Source organism: Fibrobacter sp. (assembly GCF_045112255.1).
In the GTDB taxonomy this organism is placed as follows: Bacteria; Fibrobacterota; Fibrobacteria; order Fibrobacterales; family Fibrobacteraceae; genus Fibrobacter.
In genome coordinates this window covers 1-26,097 of record NZ_JBGUHR010000079.1, presented here as the reverse complement: position 1 = coordinate 26,097, position 26,097 = coordinate 1, and the positions used below count along the sequence as shown (strand labels likewise).

The 26,097-nt window shown below is 50.4% G+C and carries 17 protein-coding genes; 8 read left to right on the top strand and 9 right to left on the bottom strand.

Features of this window, described 5'->3' with window-relative positions; all coding sequences use genetic code 11:
• Positions 1-34: 34 nt before the first annotated feature.
• Positions 35-1,891, bottom strand: a complete 1,857-nt coding sequence (locus tag ACJMM9_RS10780; protein ID WP_405326663.1) for an ATP-binding cassette domain-containing protein — start codon at positions 1,889-1,891, stop codon at positions 35-37.
• A gap of 74 nt (positions 1,892-1,965) precedes the next feature.
• Between ACJMM9_RS10780 and ACJMM9_RS10775 the strand changes: the two genes are divergently transcribed.
• Positions 1,966-3,102: a hypothetical protein gene (locus ACJMM9_RS10775; RefSeq protein ID WP_173353478.1), complete on the top strand. Its 1,137-nt coding sequence runs from the start codon at positions 1,966-1,968 to the stop codon at positions 3,100-3,102.
• A gap of 204 nt (positions 3,103-3,306) precedes the next feature.
• Here the strand turns inward: ACJMM9_RS10775 and ACJMM9_RS10770 are convergent, their stop codons facing one another.
• Positions 3,307-3,699, bottom strand: a complete 393-nt coding sequence (locus ACJMM9_RS10770; RefSeq protein WP_088641532.1) for an NADH-quinone oxidoreductase subunit A — start codon at positions 3,697-3,699, stop codon at positions 3,307-3,309.
• Between the two features lie 70 nt (positions 3,700-3,769).
• On the opposite strand from ACJMM9_RS10770, the gene ACJMM9_RS10765 reads away from it, so the two are divergent.
• From ACJMM9_RS10765 to ACJMM9_RS10755, 3 genes are all read left to right on the top strand, one after another.
• A complete protein-coding gene (locus tag ACJMM9_RS10765; protein WP_405326658.1) occupies positions 3,770-4,657 on the top strand; it encodes an FISUMP domain-containing protein in 888 nt (295 codons plus the stop codon).
• 99 nt (positions 4,658-4,756) lie between these two features.
• Complete coding sequence (locus ACJMM9_RS10760; RefSeq protein WP_405326656.1) at positions 4,757-6,160, top strand: TrkH family potassium uptake protein; 1,404 nt, start codon at positions 4,757-4,759, stop codon at positions 6,158-6,160.
• Between the two features lie 121 nt (positions 6,161-6,281).
• Positions 6,282-6,941, top strand: coding sequence for a TrkA family potassium uptake protein (locus ACJMM9_RS10755; RefSeq protein ID WP_088641534.1), 660 nt, complete (start codon positions 6,282-6,284; stop codon positions 6,939-6,941).
• A 1-nt stretch (position 6,942) separates the two neighbouring features.
• On the opposite strand, the gene ACJMM9_RS10750 is transcribed toward ACJMM9_RS10755, so the two are convergent.
• From ACJMM9_RS10750 to ACJMM9_RS10740, 3 genes are all read right to left on the bottom strand, one after another.
• Positions 6,943-7,344, bottom strand: a complete 402-nt coding sequence (locus ACJMM9_RS10750) for a Fur family transcriptional regulator (protein WP_405326703.1) — start codon at positions 7,342-7,344, stop codon at positions 6,943-6,945.
• An 83-nt stretch (positions 7,345-7,427) separates the two neighbouring features.
• Positions 7,428-7,985 (bottom strand): NADH peroxidase, encoded by a 558-nt coding sequence (locus tag ACJMM9_RS10745; RefSeq protein WP_088641536.1) that lies wholly within the window; start codon positions 7,983-7,985, stop codon positions 7,428-7,430.
• A gap of 204 nt (positions 7,986-8,189) precedes the next feature.
• Positions 8,190-8,771: a hypothetical protein gene (locus ACJMM9_RS10740; RefSeq protein ID WP_088641537.1), complete on the bottom strand. Its 582-nt coding sequence runs from the start codon at positions 8,769-8,771 to the stop codon at positions 8,190-8,192.
• A gap of 104 nt (positions 8,772-8,875) precedes the next feature.
• Here ACJMM9_RS10740 and aroC point away from each other — a divergent pair, with 104 nt between their 5' ends.
• From aroC to ACJMM9_RS10720, 4 genes are all read left to right on the top strand, one after another.
• Positions 8,876-9,961: a chorismate synthase gene (aroC, locus tag ACJMM9_RS10735; RefSeq protein WP_405326651.1), complete on the top strand. Its 1,086-nt coding sequence runs from the start codon at positions 8,876-8,878 to the stop codon at positions 9,959-9,961.
• Between the two features lie 64 nt (positions 9,962-10,025).
• Positions 10,026-10,913: a tetraacyldisaccharide 4'-kinase gene (locus tag ACJMM9_RS10730; protein ID WP_405326648.1), complete on the top strand. Its 888-nt coding sequence runs from the start codon at positions 10,026-10,028 to the stop codon at positions 10,911-10,913.
• Between the two features lie 92 nt (positions 10,914-11,005).
• A complete protein-coding gene (locus tag ACJMM9_RS10725; RefSeq protein ID WP_405326645.1) occupies positions 11,006-12,562 on the top strand; it encodes a hypothetical protein in 1,557 nt (518 codons plus the stop codon).
• A 14-nt stretch (positions 12,563-12,576) separates the two neighbouring features.
• Entirely contained in the window at positions 12,577-13,527 is a 951-nt protein-coding gene (locus ACJMM9_RS10720; protein ID WP_405326642.1) for a hypothetical protein, read from the top strand.
• 1 nt (position 13,528) lies between these two features.
• On the opposite strand, the gene ACJMM9_RS10715 is transcribed toward ACJMM9_RS10720, so the two are convergent.
• From ACJMM9_RS10715 to ACJMM9_RS10700, 4 genes are all read right to left on the bottom strand, one after another.
• Positions 13,529-15,367 carry an ABC-F family ATP-binding cassette domain-containing protein gene (locus ACJMM9_RS10715; protein WP_405326639.1) on the bottom strand — a complete coding sequence of 613 codons (1,839 nt, stop codon included), beginning with the start codon at positions 15,365-15,367 and terminating at the stop codon, positions 13,529-13,531.
• 114 nt (positions 15,368-15,481) lie between these two features.
• Positions 15,482-16,621, bottom strand: coding sequence for a hypothetical protein (locus ACJMM9_RS10710; protein ID WP_405326638.1), 1,140 nt, complete (start codon positions 16,619-16,621; stop codon positions 15,482-15,484).
• Positions 16,622-16,903: 282 nt separating this feature from the next.
• Complete coding sequence (locus ACJMM9_RS10705) at positions 16,904-21,181, bottom strand: fibro-slime domain-containing protein (protein ID WP_405326635.1); 4,278 nt, start codon at positions 21,179-21,181, stop codon at positions 16,904-16,906.
• Between the two features lie 140 nt (positions 21,182-21,321).
• Entirely contained in the window at positions 21,322-25,503 is a 4,182-nt protein-coding gene (locus ACJMM9_RS10700; protein ID WP_405326632.1) for a fibro-slime domain-containing protein, read from the bottom strand.
• Between the last annotated feature and the right edge of the window lie 594 nt (positions 25,504-26,097).

Here is a 26,097-nt window from a genome sequence, read left to right as displayed (position 1 = left end):
CCCATGAGGTTTGTCACTAGGGGAGCAAAAAAAATTATCCCAAATTGTCAAGTGCTTCAAAGCGCTCGTAGGCCTGTTCGAGCAAAGCTTCGTCATCGGCAATCTTTTTCTGGAGTTCCACGATGAGGGTCGCGTTCGTGTAGACCTCGGGCTTGGAAAGTTCCAGCTGGTAGTCGGCAATTTCCTTTTCGAGCTTTTCGATTTTTTCGGGGAGGGCGGCGTATTCGCGCTCCTCATTGTAGCTGCGCTTTTTCTTTTTCAAAGGCGCGGGGGACGCAGAAGCGGCGCCGGCGCCAGCACTTAAGCGGGCCTGCTTTTCGGCTTCGCGTTCGGCGGCCAGGCGGGCGGCCTGGGCGGCTTCCTTGTCGCGGAGCTTCTTGTTCGCCTCGTAATCGGAGTAACCGCCGACCGCTTCAAAGACGTGCCCGCCATCTTCGATGGCGAGGATGCCGGTCGCCACGGAATCCAAGAAGGCACGGTCATGACTGACCGTCAGGACGGTGCCGTTATAATCGGCCAAAAGTTCCGCCAGAAGGTCGAGGGTTTCCATATCCAAGTCGTTCGTCGGTTCGTCAAGCACAAGCACGTTGCTCGGGTGGCTAAAGAGGCACGCGAGCAAGAGTCGGTTGCGTTCACCGCCACTAAGCGCACTGATCGGGCCTCGGGCGCGATCGGCAGAAAACAGGAAGTCCTGCAAATAACTTAACACGTGGCGCTTGACACCGTTCAAGGTAATGTAAGCTTGTCCGTCACCAATGTTCTCGATGAGCGACTTGTCTTCGCGCAGGCGGGTGCGCATCTGGTCGAAATACGCAATATGGAGATTACTGCCCAGGCGCACTTCACCCGATTCCGGCTGAAGTTCGCCAAGAATCAAGCGCAAAAGCGTCGTCTTGCCAGAGCCATTCGGCCCCACAATGCCAATGCGGTCGCCACGGCTGATTTCGGTCGAGAGATCGCTAATGAGCGGGCTTCCGTCATAGGAATAGCTCACGTTCTTGAGACGCGCAACGAGGCGCCCGGAACGGTCGGCTTCCGTAATCTGCATGTTCACATTGCCCGTACGAGAGCGGCGGGCCGCGCGTTCTTCGCGCATCTTGATGAGGGCGCGGACTCGCCCTTCGTTGCGCGTACGGCGGGCCTGGATGCCCTTGCGGATCCAGACTTCTTCTTCAGCCAATTTCTTATCGAAAAGCGCATTCGCCTTTTCTTCTTCGGCAAGCGCCTGGTCCCTGAACTGCACGAACTTGTCGTACGGGAAATCCCAACTGCGCACACGGCCACGGTCAAGCTCGAAAATGCGGGTCGCAACACGGCGGACAAATGCACGGTCATGGCTCACGAACATCACCGCGCAATTCAAGCGCGTCACGATCCCTTCCAGCCACTGGATGGCGGGAATGTCCAAATGGTTCGTCGGTTCGTCGAGCAAAAGCAGGTCCGGGTCCTCGGCTACGGCACGTGCAAAAAGCACTCGGCGCTTCTGGCCTCCGCTCAAGCTGTCGTAAGGCGCATCCGCATCAATGCCCGTCTTCCCGAGAATCGCCTCGGCCGTCGCATTGTGCGCGCCATCGTCCAGAATCTTCTTGGAAATCACGGAACCGCCGCTCACCACGGACACGCGGCCCATCACAATGTCACGCACGGTCCCATCGAGATGCGCCGGGATTTCCTGGATCATGCGGGAGACTTTAAGCCCCGTCTTCTTTACGATTTCGCCGGAATTCGCTTCCATCTCGCCGGTCAAAACCTTCAAAAGCGTACTCTTGCCCTCGCCATTGCGGCCCACAAGGCAAATGCGGTCGCCCGCCTCGATATCGAACGAGACATTGTCCAAAAGCGGCGGACCGCCAAAACGCAACAAAATATTCTGAACAGACAAAATGGGCATAATCAAACCCTTCTATAATTACTTTTTCCCATTGAAAAATAGAAAAATCGTTTATTTATCTAAATTTGGGCAAAATGCGTTTCTTGATCCAAAAGCTACTGACTTTAACAGCCTTTGCCCTCCCCGCTTTTGCAGCGGCGGAAAATGCCCAAACAGCTCCAGCGGACAGTTCTGCGCCCAACGCCGTAACGGATTCAGCAAACTACTTTCAGCGTTTTTCAGCCGTCCCGGTGCTTGGCTATACCGAGGAAACCCAGTATCAATTTGGCGCAATGGCCATCATCTTTTTCAAGCCTTCGTTCGAAGGCGGAAACGCATCCGAACTAGACCTTTCTTTTTACGGCACCTCACGCAAGCAGGTTACAGGTTCCATTTCGCCCAAGTTCTACCTTCTGGACGACCAGATTTCGGGCGACATCGATATCCACTACGAGGACTGGGTCGGCAACTATTTTGGAAATCGCAACGACCCTGACATTGACAACTTCCGCAAGTTTGACCGCCAGACATTCTACGTCCAGACGCTTGTTGAAACAAACTATGGAACAAAGCGGTGGCTCCCCGACCTCCGGTACGGGCTGTTCCTGGAACTGAACCATACATACGTAGATTTCAGCAACTACCACTACCACGGAGATATAAAGCTCCCCGAAAACACCAACGGTTGGCGAAACGGCATCGGCTACCACTTGTCGATCGACACCCGTGACAACACCAACTGGGCCCGACATGGGTACCTGGTCCAGTGGGGACATTACTTTTACAACAAGGGAATGGGCGATTTCAGCTACACCCACCAGGAACTCGACATCCGCGGTTACTCCGAATTCATATGGAACACATCCATGGCCGTCGGTCTCCTCTGGCAGCGCGTGGACGGAGACGCCCCCTTCGACAAGCTGGCCGGGTCGGACGGCCTCAAGCGCTTCCGTGGCGTCGAAAAGAACTACTTCTACGGAAACCAGGCGATGTTCCTGCAAGTCGAATTCCGCAAGAAGCTGTTCTGGCGACTGGCCGGTGACATCTTCTTTGAAGGCGGAAAGACCGGGGACTACTTTAGCGACCTCATGCGCAACAAATGGCACAGGAGCATAGGCTTCGGAGGGCGGTTCGCCCTCAACAAGAAAGAGAACCTGTACGCCCGCTGCGAACTTTCATGGGTTGACTTCAAGAACGTCGGCATGACGATGTACGTCCGCGACGCATTCTAGTAATTAGGAACGTCATCCTGAGGCAAAGCCGATATATGAAACTTGGCTCTTTAGAGCCTTAGTTGAATTAGGTTCGTAGGAGCAGGATCCAGTCACAGTTCTAGTAAGCAATGACTATGATCTAGGTGACGAGAAATAAAAAGCGGACGCAAACCCAAGGTCTGCATCCGCCATTTTGAGATAGAATAATCAACGGTTTAAGGATTAGTCCTTAACGCTGTTCCAGTCCAGGACACCCTTCTTGAGGAGGTAGATATAACCGGCTTCAAGAATCAGGAGGAATCCGAGGAGGATGAACAGCAATTCCCAGCCGCCAGCGAGGAACTGGATGGTCCAGGGATAGATAAAGGCGACTTCGAGGTCAAACACCAGGAAAAGCATGGCCACCATGTAGTACTTCACCGGGTAGCGTTCATTTGCCGTACCGGAAACGTGAGCGAGACCGCATTCGTAGGCAGAACCCTTGATAATGGTTTGCTTGATCTTGCCCGGGTGCAAGAACCAGTTGGCAAGAAGAAGGACTGTAGGAATGCAGAGAGCCATGATCACGAGGATCGTCATGGCGAAGGTGGTGTCGAAAATTTCAACATTGCTCATAGTGATCCCAAAGATAGTAAAAAAGTTTTTGCTACATCAATACCTTTTTGTAAACTATATTTGGTATATCATGAAGAAAAGTCTACTTTCTCTTAGTTTCTTAGGGTTAACAGCCCTCTTTTTCGGCTGCTCCGACGATATAACAGGTCCGGGGGATTCTCCCATTGCCGAAAATTCATCGTCTTCTATCGCGACCGATCTGTCGTCATCTGGCGCCCTGCCAGGGAATATTTCCTCTTCTACAATCGTCATCGGCAGAAAGGATACCGTAGAAAAGCACGAAACAGTCACTATTCCCGGTTCAAAGATCCCGTACCCCGACATAATCTCCGAACCGGTGGTCTGCATCTGGACACCTAATTGCGCCATCGAGCCGCCTTCATCCTCTTCCAAGGCAACCCCGAAGTCCTCCTCTTCGCAGGGCGGCATTTCAATTGACCTTCCAGAAAACAAGCCGCCTGTAGTGAACGGCACGACGATGACCGACCAGCGCGACAACAAGACCTACAAGCTGATGCAGATCGGCGGAAAGCTCTGGATGGCACAGGATATCAACTACGAAGTCGCCAACAGCGAATGCTACAACGAACAGAACGAAAACTGCGCCACAAACGGTAGGCTCTACACGTTCAACGCGGCTCAGCGCGCATGCCCCACCGGCTGGAGACTTCCGAACAGGGAAGAGACCCAGGCAGCCCTCAATGACGAGTCCGTCCCCTGGAGCTACAGCGGACGCTGCAAGGACGGCACCTGTGACTTCATCGGCGACATGGGATTCCACTGGACATCGGGCGACCCTCAGCCAAGCGACAAGAAATACGATGAAAATGGCGGCAGCAACGGTGCCCTCATCATCGTGGAAAAGTCTCCGGACTACGTCAAGGAAGGCGACGACCAGAAGTTCTTCCAGGTTGACCAGAAGACAAAGCGCTTTAGCGTACGCTGCGTCCAGGACTAGTTTTTTCAATTTTCCTCCTTACATTAAAGACTCTGCGGAAGCAGGGTCTTTTCCTTTTCCTACAGAAAACGACACCTCAACTTTACTAAATTCGTTCTTATGCTACGTTCAAAGTACCAGATGCTCGCGGACTCACTCTCCGAGAACATTTTCAAGACAAAGACCCAGGCAAATCCCATCATGCTGGTGGTACTCGCCTATCTTTTGCTCATTGCAGTCGGCACCGCACTTTTGAGCCTGCCACAAGCGGGAGCGCGTCCAGTAAGCCTCATCGAAGCATTCTTCACGTCCATGTCCGCCGTCTGCGTCACCGGGCTTTCCGTCGTCGATATTTCTTCTACATACACAGACATTGGGCACTGGTTCATCGTCGTCCTGATGCAGCTTGGCGGGCTTGGCATCATGACCGCATCTACAACGCTTATCTTGCTTGCCGGCATGCACCCCGGTTTTAGCCACCAGTCCGTATTCTTCTCCGAATTCACGCAAGAAGGAAACATCGATGCAGGCCGCATCCTCCGGGCCGTGATCCCGTTTACGTTTGTCCTTGAACTCATCGGCGGCATCGTCTACTTCACGCAATTTGAATCGATGGAACTGTACGACCGCATTCTCTGCTCGACATTCCAGGCCGTCAGTTCCTTCTGCGGTGTAGGCTTTACGCTGTTCCCCAACTCGCTTGAAGGTTTCCAGTACAACCCCGTCATGAACATCACCACATGCATTCTCGTACTGGCAGGCGGATTCGGTTTCTTGGCCATTGCAGAGCTGCGCTACATCTTCGACTTCAAGCACAAGGAAATCCGCCGAGTTTCATTGCACACCCGCATTGCGACGTACGGAACCATCATCGTCATTCTCGCAAGCATTCTCATCTTCTCCTTCACCGAATGGAACAACCTCTTTAGCGGCCACACCATTGGCGAAAACGCGCAATCCGTACTGTTCATGGCATTCACGAGCCGCACCGCAGGACTCAATTCCGTGAACATCCCCGACCTCACGCAGGCATCGCTATTCTTCTTTATCATCATCATGTTCATCGGCGCAAATCCCGGCAGCTGCGGAGGCGGCATCAAGATTACGACGGCTGCGGTCATTGGGCTTCTTGGCCTAAACAGGCTCCTCGGCAGGGAAAAGACCCAGGTCCTCGGACGCACCATACCGAACAACACCGTAGACAAGGCCATTCGAATATTCGTGGTCGCCATGGTCGTAATTGCGGGCGCCACCCTGGTCCTGCTCTGCACGGAGATCCCCTCCGGCACAGCCTACTCCGCCAACAGTTCGCCGTTCCTCAAAATCCTATTCGAAGTCGTGAGCGCATATGCCACGTGCGGACTCTCGATGGGACTCACCGAAGAGCTTTCCACCGTCGGGAAAATCGTCATCTGCGGCGTGATGTTCATCGGACGCATGGGTCCCTTGTTCCTCATCTCGGCAGTCGCAGGCAAACTCCAGGACACCGCCTATTATGCCGAAGAAGACATCATGGTGGGCTAGTTTGCAATTCGGAATTAGGAAGTAGGAATTAGAAATTTTTAATTTGGCGGCTTCGCCGCGATTATTTCAATTCCAAACTCCGAATTCCGCTTTCCTAATTTTCAATAACTATATTTATCTCATGGCTTCTAGACAATTCGTTATCATCGGTCTTGGAAATTCGGCAAACTACCTGGCCCGTCACTTGACGTCGCTGGGCCATGACATCATGGTCATCGACTCGCATCCCGAAAAAATCCAGGATATCGCAAGCATGGTCTCGCAAGCCGTCGTTGCCGATGGCACCCGCAAAAAGCAGCTTGCTTCCATCCCGTCACTCACCAAGGCAGACAGCGTCATCGTCTGCATCGGTAGCAACCTGGAAGCATCCCTCCTCACCATCCTGAACCTGAAGGAACTCGGGGTCAAGCACATCATCGCAAAGTCGAGCAGCGCCGAACACACGAGCATTTTGGAAAAGCTCGGCGTCACGGACATTTTCCACCCGGAACGCGACGCCGCCATAAGCCTTGCCGAACGATTGAACCGCCCGAACATGGTGGACTTCCTCCCGTTCATGGAAGGATACTCCATCGTCGAAATCGTCTGTCCTAAAAACTTTATCGGTAAAACACTCAAGACGCTGTCGCTTACGCATAAGTATGGCGTACAGGTCATCGCCATCCGCGACCCGCAAGAGCCGACGCCAAAAATTGGTAACATTGCAGACGTCATCCTGCAAGAGGACGACGTGCTGTTCATCATCGGGCCAAACGAAGCCCTCGATAAATTAAAAGACTAATTCATTCCGCGCACTTGTCGCACAGCCCGAACATATAAAGCGAAGTCCCCTGCAAGGTAAATCCCGGGGGAATCATTTGTGTGCAATCCGGCGGCGCCACAAAGATGTCGTAGACCTTACCACACTTTTTGCACTTGAAATGGCTGTGCGGCGAACAGTCCGCATCGTAGCGCAAGAACCCGTCGCCAAAATCGAGCGATATCGCCAGGCCCTTTTCGAGCAGCTGTTCCAAAGTATTGTAGACCGTCGTGCGTGAAAGCGACGGGTATTCCGGCAAAAGCGCCGAGTAAATTTCATCGACCGTCGGATGCGTCTTGACGCTCCGCAGGTAACGATAAACGCAGACCCTCTGAAGCGAAGGCCTAATGCCATGATCCTTGAGTATGCTTGCTGTTTCTTGCATATTCACACCCTCTTCTCAAACATTCCAACAAAAAAGCGGCCCCACGCGCTTGATACGCGCGGAACCGCCCTACACCTCAAAAATTACTTGAAGTAGCGCCCGAGCAAGCCCTGGAAAGCAGAGCCATGACGGGCTTCGTCCTTGCACATTTCATGAACAGTGTCATGGATGGCATCGTAGCCGAGTTCCTTGGCGCGCTTTGCGAGAGCGAGCTTGCCTTCGGTAGCGCCAGCTTCGGCAGCCACGCGGAGTTCCAGGTTCTTCTTGGTATCGGCATAGACGACCTCGCCCAAGAGTTCTGCAAACTTGGCGGCATGTTCAGCCTCTTCGAAAGCGATGCGCTTGTAAGCTTCTGCCACTTCCGGGAATCCTTCGCGGTCCGCCTGGCGGCTCATCGCGAGGTACATGCCCACTTCGGTACACTCACCTGCAAAGTTCTCGCGGAGGCCCTGCACCACTTCGGCATCGAGTCCCTGAGCAACACCGACCTTGTGTTCGTCAGCCCAGACGATCTTGCCTGCCGCAGGCTGTTCAACCTTTTCGAAGAACTTGCTCTTCGGAGCATGGCACTGCGGGCATTCATCCGGGGCTTCCGGACCCATGTGGACATAACCGCAAACTTTACAAACCCAGACCTTCATATCGACTCCTTTTCCGCTATGCGGAATTTGATGAAAAATTCTACTTAAATTTGTTCTTATTTTTGTAACGATTACAAATATATAATTATTTCAAGAAAAGTCAATAGGTCGGAGAAAAAAAAATTTCGAACCACCGCATCCGCCGAAACGAACGCATAAAAAAACGACCCGTTCGGGCCGAATTGCAATATCTTTCTTGAACTATTAGAACGCTGCCGCTTCCGGAGCCTTTTCACGGACTCGCTTGGTAGATTCAGTTTCCGTAGCAAGCTGGCGGTGCGTCACAGAACCCACGGCATAATAGCGGTTGCCTTTCTGTATCACGGCTGTATAGGCGTCGAGAGCCTTCACCGAGAACCATTCCTGGTAAAGATTATGGACGTTTTCCTTAAGGCTTGAGGTTTCGTTAATCGCCGGAGCACCCGACGCCTTGCCATACTTCATGGTAAACTGGTCGGACATGTAAGCTACAGCTTCAAAAGTCTTGCTCAGACGAGCACGTTCCACGCGGCCTGTACGGATTTCAAAGGCATAGAACTTGTCATTTTTATTGAAAATAAAATCGACCTGGACCGGCAGTTCACCAAACATGTAAACAGGAATTACCACACGTTCGCCAACGCCTGTCTGGCCGTAAGGTTCGTAACCTTTTTTCATCATTTCTTCAATGACGGTCTCACGGGAGGATCCAAACGGAATACCGGCAAAGTTATTCTGAGACTGCGCTTGCACGTGAAGCGAAAGCACAAGAATCAAAAAAGTAATGACAATGCCAAATTTGGACACAATAAACTCCTCTAGATATTGTAAAAGATAGTAAACTTTTTTCAAGTAAGCAAAAATTTTTCACAAAAAAAAGTTTTTTTGGCCCAGTATCTATATTTGGTCACATGTCAAGCACATTTGGAAAGATTTTTTCTGTCACTACATGGGGCGAATCCCATGGTCCTGCTGTCGGAGCCGTCCTCGACGGATGCCCCGCCGGCCTCGCCATCACCGAAGAAATGATTCAGGCTGAACTGAACCGCAGGCGTCCGGGCCAGGGGAAACTCACGACCCCGCGTAACGAAAAAGATACGGTAAAGATCCTTTCCGGCGTTTTCGAAGGCAAGACGACTGGCACCCCCATCTCCTTTGTCGTCTTTAACGAAGACCAGCATAGCAAAGACTATGCCGACATAGCAAAATGGTACAGACCGGGCCACGCAGACCTCTGCTACGATCTCAAGTACGGATTCCGCGATTACCGCGGCGGCGGCAGAAGCTCCGCCCGCGAGACCATCGGTCGAGTTGCCGCAGGCGCCGTCGCAAAAGCATTCCTCAAGACCGTTGCTGGCACGGAATTTCTCTCGTGGGTTTCATCCGTCGGTACCGTCGATGGCGCCATGCCCGACCTCAACTCCCTTACGCTTGACCAGATCGAAGCATCCCCCGTCCGCTGCCCGGATATAGACGCCAGCGCCAAGATGGAACAGGCCATCCTGGAGGCGAAGTCCAAAGGCGATAGCATTGGCGGAACAGTCGCGCTCTTCGTCAAAAACGTCCCGGCAGCTCTTGGCGAACCGGTATTCGACAGGCTCGACGCGCTCCTTGCGCAGGCAATGCTTTCCATCCCGGCATGCAAAGGCTTTGAAATCGGCAGCGGCTTTGCCGCAGCACGCATGCACGGTAGCGAGCACAACGATGAAATTTACGTAGAAGGCAACACCTACCACACGCGTACAAACAACGCGGGCGGTAGCCTTGGCGGCATCTCCAACGGAGAACCGATCTATTGCCGCATGGCGTTCAAGCCGACAGCCACGATTTCGCAGGCACAAAAGACAGCCGGTCGCGGCTACGAGAATGGCGAACTTGCCGCCAAGGGAAGGCACGATCCTTGTGTTGCCGTCCGCGCTCCCGTGATTGTGGAAAGCATGGCAGCCCTTGTACTTGCAGACCTCTACTTGCAACAAAAGCGCAATTGCCTCGATTAAGTTCTAGCTTACGAAAAGGCGATGCCGGAATAAATCCGGCATGACATGCATCAGGGCATTGCCAATGACTCTCATAGCAAAATCGTTACGCCTTGCAGCTTCCGCATTCTACCGAATCGCATACAAGCTGCACCACAAGCTCTTTTTGCAGCCACAGCCGCCTATCCAGACTCCCGTCATCATCGTCGGGAGCTATTTAGCAGGTGGCGCAGGCAAAACGCCATTTACCATCTGGCTTGCAAAGTATTTTTATAAACAAGGTAATCGCGTCGCAATCCTTTGCCACAGCGCCGCCTGGGACGAGTTCATCATGTTGCAGCGATCATTCGAAAGCGGCCAGTCACAATCCGCCGAATCACCGCAAATAAAAGTTTTCGCCACCAGGAATCGCTACAAGACCGCCAAGGAAATTCAGGACAAATTCGACATCATTCTCTGCGATGACGGTTTTGAAGACACCCGTTTTACAGGCGCAAAGCGCATTTGCCTCGACTGGCAAGAACCGCCAACATCTTGGAAGAGCCTGTTGCCAAGAGGTCCGTTCCGCAGTCTCAAGCAGGACCACGACGAACGCGATATCACCCACATCGCCTGCTACGGGAACGCACCCGACATCCGTTTTTTCATCGAATTTCTAACAAATTCAACAACTTATAAACAGTTCACGGCGAAAATCGTTTGCGGACTTGGTTCCCCCAACCGCTTCATTGATGACATCCGCACATTTGCATCAACGGCTAATATCCAAATAGCAGGATCCATCATCCGTCCCGATCACGACAGACATTTTCCACAAATCGTTCAGGCCGAAATCTCGCAAGGCAACGACATCATTATTTCACAGAAAGACGCAAGCCGTTTACCCCAGGCGCTCCTTTCCCACCCAAAACTCCACGTCGCCATCCAAAAAACCGAAGTTTCAGACAAAATTCTACAGAAATTGTCCTTATAAAAGAACAACTAATACAACATTCTTCGTAAATAATTGAAAACTTTCCCGTTTTTTATTGTATTTTTAAAAAGCAAGAACTAGGGAGAGAAAGTATGAATTTGCGTCAGCGTTTTGCCGAACTTCTTCAGATCATCACCAAGGACATTCCAGAACGAGAATACTATGTACAGCTGGGTTTCCTCACCGCACTGATTCAGGAACCGTTCTACCTCTATGGCCGCCCAGGCTGTGGAAGTTCCCTCTTTATCCGCAGAATTTCAAGCGCATTCAAGGACGCCAAGATATTAAAGCTCGGTAAAAAGCAAAGACAGCTCCCGGACAACATCAACGACTTCAACCTGATTATCTTTGACAACTTCTCGCCTACCGATGAGCAGAGCAAGAATAACCTCCAGATCGTCATCCATGACCACGAGAAAAACTCCATCATCATTTCGGGCGACCAGAAGCCGGAATCCGCACTGAGCAGGTCCGAAGTAAGCGACCAGGTGACGCTTACAATCATGCTCCCCGACAGCATTTCTTCCGATGCGCTCTGCAAGCTACTCCAGCTCCACGGCACCGACAGCAACGTCACCGTGCCCCCGTCAGTTGCCATTAGCGCCGAAGAACAGTCCGAATGGATTCAGGCCCTCAGCAAGGTGACACTTTCCCCGAACACGCTCGCCGTCATCGGCAAGGTCGCAGAGACCTGCGAAAAGAACTGCGTCTACGTGCCCATCCGCAGGTGGCTTGCCCTTTCGAACATGATCAAGGCCATCGCTTTCCTCAACGGCCGCGCCGAGACAAAGCTCATCGACACGTTCTTCCTCGGGACATCCATCTGGGGGCGCAGCGCATCGAACACCGCCATTTCTGAAAGCTATAAGCAGATTCTCAAAGAGCAGTTATACAAGAACACGCCGAGCCTCCTTGAAACGCCTTATGACGCAAACGGCCTGCTTATGCGCGTCAACCACCTCGTCCACAGTTCAAACAACCTTTACGAAACCAAGCCGTTCAACGGCGAAAAGTGCCTCGCCTACCGCATCACGATCGCAGGTGAATCCGTACCGCTTTACGCGCCGCTCAAGTACATCGAAACCGACATTAACTTCAACCCGTACAACGAACTCCGCCAAGTTGAAAAGCGTGTCGTCTGCAACTATCACGGCACTTCAAACTGCACCATTTCTATCGACCCGCAAGTCCGCACCAGCGGGCTGCGCAGTTCCGTCAACCAGTCCAATTCTACTTGCACCAAGTTCGAAGAATTTGGAACGCTCCCGACATACATCCTGAGAGAGAACGCTCCTGAAATCATCGAAGAAAAGAAAGTTCTTCGCGATACGCTTAGCGCTGAAATCAAGGAAGCCATGGACCGCGAAACGGCAAACCTCGTCGCATTGCGCAACACATATAAATTATTCAACGAATCAAAGGACGACCTTTTCTGCTTTACACAGATGTTCAACGCCGTCCAGAACGATATCAAGGCGCAGTTCGACAACACGGCAAATATCATCAAGACCATCAAGATGGCAAGCGAAGTCATCTCCTCTTTGCCAAGCAACATGCTCAAGACCCCGAATCTGGTCGGCAAGCCGCAGAATAAGCCCCAGGCTCCACAGACAACACAAAACGCACAGTCCTCCAGTGCTGAAAAATAACGTATATTGAGGGCGTGAACTTAATTCTCCTCTGGGCGGGTATCGCCTTCATTTGGCTGATATGCATCTGCATGACAAAAAAAGGTCGTGCAGTTATTCGCATTCTCTGGAGGAGCATCAAGGTAAAACTCGTCATCATCGCATGCGCTTTGGGCATTGCGGCCATCACGACTGCATACGCGACACATCCTGAAGAAGAGCCGCGACCCACCATCGACGAGCAGCTCGAATACCAGAAATACACTACATCGGCGATTCAAAAACTTTGCGATCAGGGCGAACTCATTATCGACATGAACTGTGACCTCGACAGCGCCGCCGCAGAACTTGCCTACATCCTCCCCACCGTCATCAACAATTACAATCTCGTTGTCACGCGCCCGACGACCCCGATTCTTGAGAAAATCAAGGATACATTACAGATAAAGATGATTGGCTACAAGAAATTTAGGAACAGGGGAATCCGCCTCACAAAAGCGCTACAGCGCGATCTTGGCATCCGCTACGATATCGAAATCATTTCCGAAGACACAGACCACACTCTAAAAATTACATACAACGGAAAGCGCTGGGACAGCGAACACCTTTGCAACTTGCCCGTTCTTGAAGCATGCCTCCGCGAACGCACAGACCCGGCAGTCCTCATGTCCATCATCCATCACACTTCCGGATTCCAGATGAACTACCAGGGCAAAAATAACACGTCCGGGTTACTCGCACTCGATACAGGCAAGGGTTTAGAACAAATTGACATAGGCGCCCGTCGCCTCAAAAAAGTTCTCGCAACATCGCCCACGCTCGCCGACGCGGTCGCACAATTCTACCCCGATGCTGAACACCGCAACAGATTCGAGAACTGGCGCAAAGACCCGCAAAAGCATTACTGGGTAGGGCAAGTCCTAACGGATATTCAATACTACCGTAGCAACGGAATGACGCTCAAGCCACGCAAACGCGTGGAATAAACTAGTCTAACTTATACTTGTCTTTCGCGGCTTCGAGTTCGGCGCTAGCCTTTTCCCAAGCAGCGTAAAGTTCTTCGGTCAGCTTCTTGTTTTCGTCCATATCTTTTGCAATGGACGTAATCGCATTGCCGTCGCCAGATTCCGAGGCAGCCACAAGTTTTGCTTCAAGTTCACCGCCGAGAGCTTCAGCCTTCGCAATTTCAGCTTCAAGGCGAGCGGTCTCTTTTTCGAGCGGCTTGATGACCTTGCTGCGTTCGGCAATGTAGTCTGCACGCGCCCTGCGGTCTTCCTTGGAGCGCGGCGTCGAACTCACGGGCTTATCGTCCGTGACGTCGATATTCGAGACCTTGATGTTTGCGGAGTTCGCGCCGCCCGGCTTCTTTTCAGAAGCCCAACCAACCTTTTCAAGGAAGTCCGCGTAAGTGCCTTCGAAGATACGGCACTTACCACCATCGAAGACGATGAGGCGCGTCGCAAAAGCGTGCAGCAGTTCTTCGTCATGCGTCACGACAAGTGCGGTGCCATCGTAATCTTCGAGCGCATCGATCAAGCTCTCGATGCTTTCCATGTCCAAGTGGTTCGTCGGTTCGTCAAGCAAAAGCATATTGCTTTCGTTCGCCAAAATCTTACCCAACAGCACACGGCTGCGTTCACCACCCGAAAGCACCTTCACCTTCTTCATGGCTGTATCGCCGCTGAACATCATCACGCCCGCGAGGCTACGCGCACGGCTCTTCTGCGACACATCCGTAATCGCCGATGCAATTTCTTCTTCGACCGTATTTTCAAGATTCAGGCGGTTGATATTCGTCTGACCAAAGTAATTTATCTTGAGGTTCGGGTTGTAATTGATTGTACCCTGTGTCGGTTCAAATTCTTTCGCAATCAAGTTCAAGAGCGTCGTTTTACCGCGACCGTTCGGACCGATAATTGCAATGCGGTCGCCCTTGAACACTTCCAACTCGAGGTCCGAAATCAGCTCCGGACCGTAGCCGTTTTCGTTCTTGTACGCAAAGTGCAGCCCGTGAATCTGGAGCATGCGCTTGCCCGGGAATTCCGCATTCTTGAAATTGAAATCCAGGTTGCGTTCGTGCGAGAGGCGCTCGCCCGTCGCAAGCTTTGCCGCAGCCTTGATCTTCGACTGCACCATCGCAGCCTTTGCCGCCTTGTAGCGGAAGCGTTCAATGACCTTTTCGAGCTGTTCCTTTTTGCGCTGCTCATTTTCTTGTGTGCGCATTGCCACTTCTTCTTCTTCGGCAATCGTCTCGCGCAACTTTTCGACCGTTCCCTTGACCTTGCGCATCTTGTGACGGTGAATTCCCACCGTATGTGTGCAGACCTCGTCCATAAAATGGTGGTCATGCGTAATCAAAAGCACTTCGCCCTTCCACGCGCGCAAAAAGCGGCTTAGCCAGCGCATGGAAACAATGTCCAAGTAGTTCGTCGGTTCGTCAAGCAAAAGCATGTCCGGTTCCGACGCCAAGACCTTCGCCAAATTCAGACGGATCTGGAAACCGCCCGACAAAAGCATCGGGTCTTTCTGCATGCTCTCTTCGTCAAAGCCAAGACCAAAGAGAATCGCCTCGACCTTGTGTTCTTCAAGCCAGCCATCCTCATTCACCTTGAGCACACTGCACGCCTCTTCGTGAACCGTCGGGTGCGTGAACTTGATGTGCTGCTGCAAATAGCCAATCGTATAGCCCTTTGGGATGTCGATGTTACCGCCATCGAGACATTCCTGCCCGAGAATCATCTTGAAAAGGGTCGATTTGCCGCAACCGTTGCGACCAACAAGACCGACGCGTTCATGGTCGGCAACAAGCATGCTAGCATTATCCAAAAGGACCTGCATGCCAAAAGACTTAGAGACGTTCTGAATTTGAATCACAAGAGCAAAGATAGAAAAAGGGCGCCCAGAGGGCGTCCTTTCAAACCTTTAGAGGCGACCGATAGATTACTTCCAGTCGAGAACTTCGCGGTTCCAAGAAACCGGAGAACCCGTCATGATCAATTTCTTGTCAAAGCCGCTGCCATTGCTCATCTGCTTTGCAATAAAGCCAGACTTGTACATGGTAGCCTTCTTGCCGTCCTTGTTCTTGCCATCATAGACAATATCAAATCCGACCCATCTGTAAAGGACAAAGCCGAAGAAGTTTCTGCGGTATTCCCAAGAATCGCTCGTGATGATGAGCTTCTTAATCTTGTAACCCTTCACGAGAGCCTTGAGTTCCTTTTCAATCTTCGGACCCTTCCAAGTCTGCTTCGGGAGGTCAGCCATCTTGACCGGAGTCGGGCCACGCTTGATAGCTTCCTGGACTTCTTCGATCGGAGACTTGCCCACGATTTCCTTGAAGTCAGTCACTTCAACTTCGTAGAACTTTTCCGGGAAGGCAACGCCCTTGTAAACGCCCTGGTCGATATAGCCGTATCCTTCCGGCACATAGAAGAACTTGCCGCCCTTCTTGTAAACGAAAGCCATCGCAAAAGCGTTCTTGTCGTTGTACTTCATGATGGAACCGAAGCGGTAAGCGCGCACGAATTCGCTTTCGCCCTGTTCCTTGTCAGACGGGCCAATCCAGCGGGACTTGAGGTTTCTGATGTCGTTGTCCTTCGTGATCATGTAGACTTCAGCCGGCAATTCGCCTTCGACCATCGTCTTGGTGGTATCGTCGATCTTCTTCGGATCCCAGTCATACACGAGAGCCTTCGGGGTGTTCGGGGTCGGGCCATCGACAACCGGCTTGCCAAAGCACTTCACGCACTTTGCAACATGGTCTTTCCAGAACACGACATTGCTGTCGGCGTCCCTGTAAAGCACGTCGTAGTTCAAGACATCCGGTTCGCGTTCTTCGGCAAGTTCATCCGTGTGGATGAACACCTTGATGATGCCCTTTTCCTTGTTGTCCTTCCAGTGGTAGAAAACGCGTTCGAGGTAACGGTTCGAAATATCGGCGCCCACCGGGAGTTCGCTTCTAGCCATCGTCGGCTTGTCAGAAGCAGGAGCCAAAGCGGCATCGGCGGGGACGTCATCCTGAGCATTCGCCATGGAGAAGGCGAAAAGTCCTGCTGCAAGAGTCTTGAAAATCAGTTTCATTCCATTCAACCTTGCGGGTTCCAAGTGTCAGCATCATTCCTGACGAACCCACAATAGTCAGAAATGCGCATTTTTACGACAATGTAAATAAAAGCGATACATTTGGCAATAAATTATCACGAAATTACTACAAAAAACTTCAAATTCTCAAAAAGTTTTCAACATTTATCAACACCCATTGTAAATAAAAAACAGGCATAAAGAAAGCCCCGCGCGTAACCCGTTAAGTTTCAAGGAGTTACTTTACGCAAGGCTTATTCCTAAACTGTTGATAAATTGTGGTTATTTCTTTTCGCGCCGGCGCACACCCAAATTAAATGTTTCATCGGACTTTCCAACAACCTTGGCGTCCTCGAAAATCTTGAACTTGAGCTTCACAATATAAACGCCTGTACCCACCCAGCGTCCTTTATTGGTATGCGCATCCCACATCATAAAGATATTTCCCGGCTTATCCACACAGTCCGTTTCGAAAACATCCTTATCGTTGCAGGCGACAATTCCGCTCTGCTTATTGATAAACTGCCCAAGCGTCGAGAAGTATTCCACTTCCCACTTGATCTTGGCCTTTGCAAGCACAACTTCCCTCGGCTCATCGGAATTCAACAAAAGCGTTTTTCCAACTTCGCTCAGGTCATACTTGATAAGTTCACCTGGGAACCCGATATCGGCAATGATATCTTCAATCTTCTTCGACACATCGACTCGGACTGGCGTAACATCGTTCTTATGAGGCCACTTTTCCGGCGTCCAGTTTCGAGGATCCAGGATCACGACACCCGGAGTTTCAACATCCACGCGCTGTTCACCTTCAATACGGCGCCACGGGTTGTTCTCATGCGGCACATTGCCGTTCAGGTCCTGCAACACTCCAGGAATCAGGCGCACCATAAAGCCCACTTCCGGCAATACCGTATAGTCGGTCTTCTGGAAAAGCACTTCATAATAATTGCTGCTCCTGCTCGGCGAAACAGCCGCTATGGACAAACGCGACGGGTCCACCAATTCTCCAGCCTTATCCTTAAACTCAAGGAACTGCACACCGTTCAAAAGGTTTGCCTGAGCGGCTTCGCTGAGGTATACCGTAAGTTTGCTCACGCTATTAGACATCGGCTTCACAATCGGCTTTTCCAAAAGGATCGCACCCATGCGGTCTTCAATTCCAAGCCCATCCAGGCTAAGCTGCGTCATCTGCCCAGTTTCTTTATCCATATACGTATAATGATACCTGAAGGAACCCTGATAAAGTTCCTTAGAACCACCCGTAAAGAGTATATCCTGCAAGCTATCGGCAAAAATCGCGAGACTCTTTTCGCTATCCTTTAGTTCTGCAACACTTTGCGCAGAAGCGACGGTACGCCAGTCTTCGCTACCAAAAGACCATGCAATCGTATCCGGGACCGTTTCGTCAAAGGGCTTGTTGAACACAATAGAAATGCTATCAAGCACACCGTCGCCATTGCGGTCGAACGCTTCACCGAGATTTGCAAACGGAACAGGAGGTTCCTTGAAGTGGATGTATTTCCACGAAATCACATTCGACACACCGCTGCCAGAAACTTCGAAGCTAGCGTTCGTCACCGAGGAATCCCCAACAACATAGAATTTGGCCATACCCGTCGAATCCGTAATGACCTTATCCACCCTCTGCTTCTTCTCGTTCAAGAAAGAAATCGGGAACGAAGTCGTGAGATCCAGGACGGCAAAGCAGTCCTTACAAAGACTCGTAATATAGAACACGCCTACCTGCAACGGCACCGTATCAGGGTACGCCACATGTGTAAGGAGCGTATCGAAAGCACTCCCGTCAAACGGAAGCCCGCGCAAAGTAATGCCCGTCGGGTCTAAAGTCTTGACAGAATCCGAACCGTCAAACACATCAATAAATGCAATATCCGGGAGCGGATACGCCGGCACGGAGAAATAAACTTCACTAGACTGTGTCGGGTCGCTTGCCAGCGAGAACTGCAACATGTAGGATCCCGGCGCCAGGGAACGCTTCCTCACAATTTCCACAGTATCAATCACAAAGCCAGCCATGTTCGCGTCAATGTTAATGCCCGCAATCGTTCCCGGCAAAAGTTCCATACCTGTTGCAGGAATCCTTTCATCATCGCCAAACAACGTAAACGAAGACTGCGCAGGCATCGTATCAATTTTCGAGGTACTCGAGACATCACAGCTAATAGATTCATCCATCAGAAGCTGCAAGATGGTGTACTTGATCGTTCCATCGGTCGTCTTTTCTTCCACCGGGTAATACGTCTTCTGCGTCTGCAAGTTGATCGACGTGCGCATCTTGAAGTTCGAGCCGGTCGCATTGCGTTCCGAGAAGAAAATATGGAACGGGTATTCACGGCCTTCAATCAACTTGAGCGATGGATCATTTTTGCCAATCGTATCCAGGTTCACGCCACCTTCAACAGGGCTATGGCAGCCACCGATATCGACGACAAGGCGGTTGTTGATAAACACCCACACATCATCATCGCCACGGAATTCGAAGTACTGCCCCTTCACATACCTGAACTGCGCAGAAACCTTCATCGCAAAGCTGTAATTGTGCTTACAGCCCTGGACATCCCAGTCAAACTTCGGATTCAAGACCGTCTTTGCAGAATCGAGGTAACGCAAGTCATCAATCGGATAGAATCCCGGATTGATCGTATCGTTGCAGTCGCCCTCCTCGTTTGTAAAGTCGGCCTGCCAAAAGCCTTCTTCATCAAGCGAGAGGCTGATGTCACGGCAAACGCCGTTCTTGTATTCCCTGCCCGCCGCATCATGCGCCACAACCTGCGGAATAAACCACTTCTCTATTTCGTGCGCCGCCGAGCACTGTGACCACGGATAGACAAGGGAATCCACACGCGCAGGAGCGCCATTCACAAGCGTATCCTGCACCATGCCAGGCACATGGCCACCGCACGTCTTAAATTCCGTCAGTTCTCCATTCTGGTCACGGCCAATAACAGTCGTGTAGTCATTACCGCCATAAATGCCGCCAAAATCAACATCTATGCTATCGTCATGCGATTCGCCGGCCCAGTCAAGAACAAGTGCCGAAATCTTGAGTGACGGGCAAATGCCAAGAATACCCGGATAGCGTACCGTATCCTTCGGTTCATAGCGCTGTTTCGGATTCGGGTAAACCCAAACGGTATCGTAATACGCCATCAAGGAATCCAGAGAGACAAGGGAATCCAGCTCATCATTTTCAGGCACAATGCCCTTGCCGCCATAGCGTTCCATGCCAAAGGTCTGCTTAAAGTAAACCTTCCAGTCCGTCGCATGCTTGTAAACCGTACCCGTGTACCAGCCACAGGTATCTGTAAGAGGCCCCATCTTGATGACATCGTTCGTGGACTCGATAATCATGGACGGCGACTGGTTTTCCCACGGACTCTTCAAGCGGATCACCTTGGGTTCCGGCGGGTAAAACACCAAATCAAGCGTTTCAAGCGAAGTCGAGGTGTACATCCAAGTCTCGTAAATGCCGGTCGGGAAAAGTTCGCCTGCACGTGGGCGCGACATTTCCGGGAAGTACGGATGTTGCGGCCAATCGTTCTTGCCGCGTAAAATCTGCACGAAAGTTCCCTGGGAATTCCACTGCGAAGAGCCAACCGTAGAATCGGCAAAATCAATATGACGCCAGTACTTGTATTCCCCTTCGGCACTGAGTCCCGTCGGTTCATTCAGGATGTTGTTATCGATCTTGATAAAGAATGTGCTGTCACGGTAAGTTGTATTTGTACGCCACGGATGATAAATGTGCAGGCGACGAGTCGGGTCAAAGCATTCACCAAGAGTCCCGATCTTTACATCTGCGACAGGTCCTGCAACAGTACCGTCCACAAAAATCGTATCCTGAGCCTGCAAGGCCGCCGTAAAGTCAATCACCGAATCGCGATTCACCGGAATAACATACCACGGGGCCTTATAGCGTGTAAAATGGGCGACCTTAATGTGATTCGTCTTCATCATGTCAGGCGTAATCGCCCCATAGAACCAGCCGCATTTATCCTTGTCGCCCTCTTTAAAACGCATCAGCACCGAATCCGCGCCAAAGACCATCTGCGGCAGCACCTTGTTGCCCCACGGACTCTTGAACCAGACAATCTTTGAACCCGGCGCCATGAACGACTTGGTATAGGACTTGTCGGCCGTATCCGTGTAAAGCCAGATTTCCGATTCAGTGCCAAAAAACGCAGTTATCTTCGTCTTTCCGCCCTCAGTCCAGGATACGCAATTGTTGTTATTGTAATTGTAGTCGTCGGTATTCGGGCATGCCTTGAATTCAAAATCCTGCCAGTCCTGGAAATCAGCAACGGTCTTCCCGGCCCAGGTATAGACATACCAGTCATCGCCCTCGCTCTTCATCATCGTCTTGGACATAGCGCCAAAACCCGGATTGTAATCCGTCACGCCACCGGTAATATGCGGAATGTAACTTGAAGCCGTTGCGTCGTTACGGAACGGGGACTGTAGATGAATCGTCAAATCCGCCCATGCAGAAACAGTCAACAGCAATGAGGCGACAATACCCAAACAACCGTGTTTCATTCAACACCCTCTTTATTCTACCCACACTTTAGTTAAAAAATATATTCAAGAGTTAAAAATTCAAAACACAATAAGGAAAAAAAAGCAAAAAAGCCCACCGCATGGGTGGACTTCGATCCGAAAGGCAATTTATTTTATAATTACCTTATAATCTTTGCGCCGCCCTTTTTGCCAGAGCCGCACCTGTACTTATCGTTGCGGCGGACACCGAATGTGAATGTTTCCTCGCCCTTGCCCACGATTTCCGTGTCAGAGAAAATCTTGAACTTGAACTTCGCAATATACACACCCGTACCAACAAGGCGCTTCTTTTCGCTCATGGCATCCCATTCAAAGAACATATTGCCCGCGTTGGCAATGCAATCTGTTCCAAAGATATCCTTGTCGTTGCAAGCGAATACGCCCTTGACCCAGTTCACGTACTGACCCAGGCTCGAGAAGAATTCAATATCCCAGCTGACCTTGACCTTGCTCAGGATCTCTTCCCTAGAAGCCTTATCTTCACCGAGCAACATCGTCGTCGCAAAGTCATCCAGCTTGAACTTCACCAAGACTCCAGGCAAGCCGCGTTCTTCGATAATCTCCTTAAGAGTCAGGCCCTCATCAACGCGAACAGGCATAACGTCATTGGTGTCACCCGGCCACGGATTTTCTTCAAACATACCCGGCCAGATAGTCACGACCTTCGGACGTTCCGTCTGCAACGGCTGTTCACCTTCAATTCGTCTCCACGGATTCTTCTCATGCGGAGTATTACCGCTCTTATCTGGCAGTAATCCTGGAATCAAGCGGATCTTGAAACCGACTTCAGGAACAATGAAGCCTTCTGCTTTCTGGAACAGCAATTCGTAGTAATCACTTTCATTCACTGGAGAGACGGACACAAGCTTATACTTTGACGGATCAACAAACTTATCGTCCTTGTCTCTAAGCTCAAACATCTGGATTGTCGGAATCGCAGCAATGTTGCAGCCTTCCGAAAGCTTGATGGTCACCTTGACAAAGTTCTCCGAAGGAATCTTGAGCATCGGCTTTTCAAGGATGATCGCACCAATCTTATCCAGAATTTTCGTAATCATCATGTCCGACACCTGAGTCGATGCCATCGCCAAGTCCTGATAAATGTACTGATAGACAAAGCTACCTTCCATTATGTTCTTCGCAGCGCCAGTCAATACCGTGTCAACCAAGCTATCGGCAGTAATGGCCACTGTCGAATCATTCTTTATAAAGGGAGCAATGGACTCCATCGAGTATGGGTGCATCACGCTACTGCCAAAGCTCCAGGCTACAGAATCCAGTTCATGCGTCTTAAAGGCGTCATATTCAAAAGGAACATAGATACTGTCAGGAATGCCATCGCCATTGCGGTCGTAAATGCCGCCCGTCTTGGCAAGAGGCATTTCAGGATCCTTAAAGCTGATGTTGTCCCACTTGAGCGAATTCTTAACGCCGCTCACGCCAATCACCGCAAACGATTCACCGCTCATCGCAGCTTCGCCAATCACGTAGAAATGGGCAAAGCCATTTTCATCCGTTTCAACAGTATTGATGGACATGCCATCATCATTATAGAACATCAAGTACGGATTGCTGGGTTTCAAGTCCAGAACAACAGAGCATTCCCCACAAATTTCACCCATATAGGTGACCACGATCTCGATGTTTGCCATTTCAGGATAACGCACATGAGTCATCAAGGTATCGTTGACACCCGGCTTAATGGTTTCGCCTCTTAAGGTCTTGTTGGTCGGATCGAAAGTCTTGAGCTTGCCGGCATTGCCATTGAACACATCGACAAACGCAATTTCCGGTGTTTCGAATTCAGGAACCGTAAATTCATACGATTCGTTCATCGCCATATCCGATTCGAGGAAATAGTACAACGTATACTTACCCGGACTCAGCGAACGAAGCTTGACAATTTCGTCAATGTTGATCTCAAAACTGGACCTGTCTTCGTGAATGATGATTCCACCGAAATTGAGACCGACACTCAGCTTCTTTGCATCCGCCAAGGATCCGCCATCGAGATAGAATTCGGACGGTGCATCGACAGTATCAACCTGGGCCTTGGCATGCGGATCGCAGCTAATCGCTTCCGCATCCATCTTTAACCTGAGGACACCCGTCACATCATTCTTTTTCGATTCGTCAATGAATTCAAGGTAGGTATTCTGCTTCTGCAAGTTGATGGACGTACGCATCTTGAAGTTCGAGCCAGTCGCATTGCGTTCCGCATAGAAAATATGGAACGGATATTCACGGCCTTCCTTCAAGGCCATGCTCGGTTCGTTCTGGCCAATCGTATCAAGATTTACAGCGCCTTCCACTTTTTCGTGAATGCCGCCGATGTCCACGACAAGCCTGTTATTGATATAGACCCACACGTCATCATCACCACGGAATTCAAAGTACTGGCCTTTCACGTACTTGAAGGTCGCAGAAACAGCCATCGCATAGCTATAGTTGTGCTTGCAGGTATCTTTCTTCCATACACCTTCAGAAGCCCAGTTCACATAACCTTCGACATCCCAGTCAAACTTCGGGTTTTTAACCGTCTGTGCAGAATCGAGATACCTGAAGTCATCCAGCGGGAAGAATCCCGGACTCACAGGATCATTGCAGTCACCGGACTCGTTCGTGTAATCGGCATACCAGAAGCCTTCATCGTCAAGCTGAAGTTCGATATCCTTACATACAGAGTTCGTGTATTCCTTGCCAGCCACTTTTGCAACAACCTGCGGCTTAAACCACTTGTCAATTTCATGACCCGCGGCGCACTTGTCCCACGGATAGCTTGCAGAATCCACTCGAGCCGGGTAGCCATCCACAAGAGTGCTCTTCACCATGCCCGAAATCTTTTCTCCCGTATTGCAGGTAGAATCCCTCCCAACGGCTGTATACTTGTTGCCACTATGCGTATGCCCAAAATCAATATCAATGCTGTCGTGATAACTTTCACCAGCCCAGTCCAGAAGCATCGCAGAAATCTTCATGCTCGGGCATTCTCCCAAACGCCCAACAGGGTACTTTGCAGAAGCCTCAGGAACACTATAGCTCTTGCCGGAAGGATAGACCCATGCCGTATCCCGTTTGGTCAGCAAAGAATCCAGATTCAGGAGGACATCAACACCATCGCCTTCTCTGACAATCCCTTCCATCGAGTACTTTTCAAGCCCAAAGCTCTGCTTGAAATAGACCTTCCAGTCGGCGGCATGCTTATAGTAAACGCCTTCGAACCAACCGCACGTATCCTTCGAGAACGCAGACATTCTCACGATATCGTTATTCGCATCGACAACAAAAGACGTCGGCGTATTCTTCCACGGACTCAGCAAACGCACAACCTTGCGTTCAAGCGGAGCATACGACACATCAATATCTTCCATCGTAGAACTTGCAAAGAACCAGGCTTCATAAACGCCCGACGGGAAAAGATCGCTCACCTTGGGACGCTTATTATCGCTGAAATAAACAGCCCTCTTATTCTCCTTAAAGCTTCTGATAATCTGGACCTTGGCATCATCAGACTTCCAGGCCGCAGAAGAAGCGATGGAATCCGAGAAACTCACAGAAAGCCAATACTTATAGTCCTTGTCAAAAGAAAGCGCGCCCAGTGCCGGGCCAGCGACTTTGCCATCGGTACCCGCTACAGAATCTTGCCAGACGCCATCGATAGTCATATAAACCGAGCTATCGCGATAGACACTATTATTACGCCAGGGGTTATAGATATGCAAGGTACGGCTATTGTCAAAGCACTCACCGGGCGTACCGGCTTTATTGCTAACGGAAGGCGTTGCCAAAGTACCGTCAACGTAGACCGTATCTTTCTTTAGCGCATTCTCCAAATCAATAATCTGCTTTTTGTCTTCAGGAACAGACATCCACGGAGCATTGAAGCGATTAAAATGCGCCGTATGCAGCACATATTTCTTATAAAGTGCTGGAGTGACAGCTCCATAGAACCATCCGCATTTATCAGGATCTTCCGAAGGATGCAACAAGATCGTATCTTGTTCAAAAATCATCTGCGGAAGAGCTTTATTGCCCCACGGACTCTTGAACCAGACAATCTTTGATTCCAGAGAAGCATAAGACTTCGAAACCTTTCCCGAAGTCGTATCTACGTAAATCCAAGCTTCTTTACTTCCATCAAAAAAATCACGGACATTAAAATTAACGCCATCGCCCAAATCGACACAAACAGAAGTTTGGGCTGGACATCCTACAATACTAAAGGAATCTGATGCTTTATAATCAGAAAGCGATCCCTTCAAAGTAAAGGAATACCGCATATCGGTTTCCTGCTGCATCATGGTAGGAGACCCAGTAGGTGATACATCAGGTTTTCCGGAATTAAGAAGAAGATGTGGAATAAATGTTATGTCTGCATCTCTGAATTTTGACTGTATGTGAACAGTCAAATCAGCAAAAGCAGAGGACGCAACTGCGCCTATAATACAAAAAGCTAAATACAGGTGTCGCATAAAAACACTCACTCTTAGGTTATTCCACACCCTATTCGTAAAATACATCATTTTAATGTAAAAAAACAAAAATATTAAAAAAAAATTATTTCTTTTTGTCAAAAATTATGTATAGGAATCCCCTTTCGAAAATAGCGTAATGAAAACTCCCAAAAAAAGAGCAAAACGCCCCTCCCTAAAAAAATATTGGATGTAAAAAGAAGAACAAAGTAAAGCAATTGCAAAACAAGTCATAAGAAACACTCTGAGTAACAAGACCCAGAATTTCTCACTTCACATACAAACGCAATTATAGGGAACTTGGGGAGCGCCACGGCAGGCGCACTTGCAGGGGGGCGCCCGCCGGGAGCGTACATGCCCTCACGGGATGTGTATGCGCTGCGGGGATTCGCGAAGGGCGCGGAACGCTCGGAACAAAAAAAG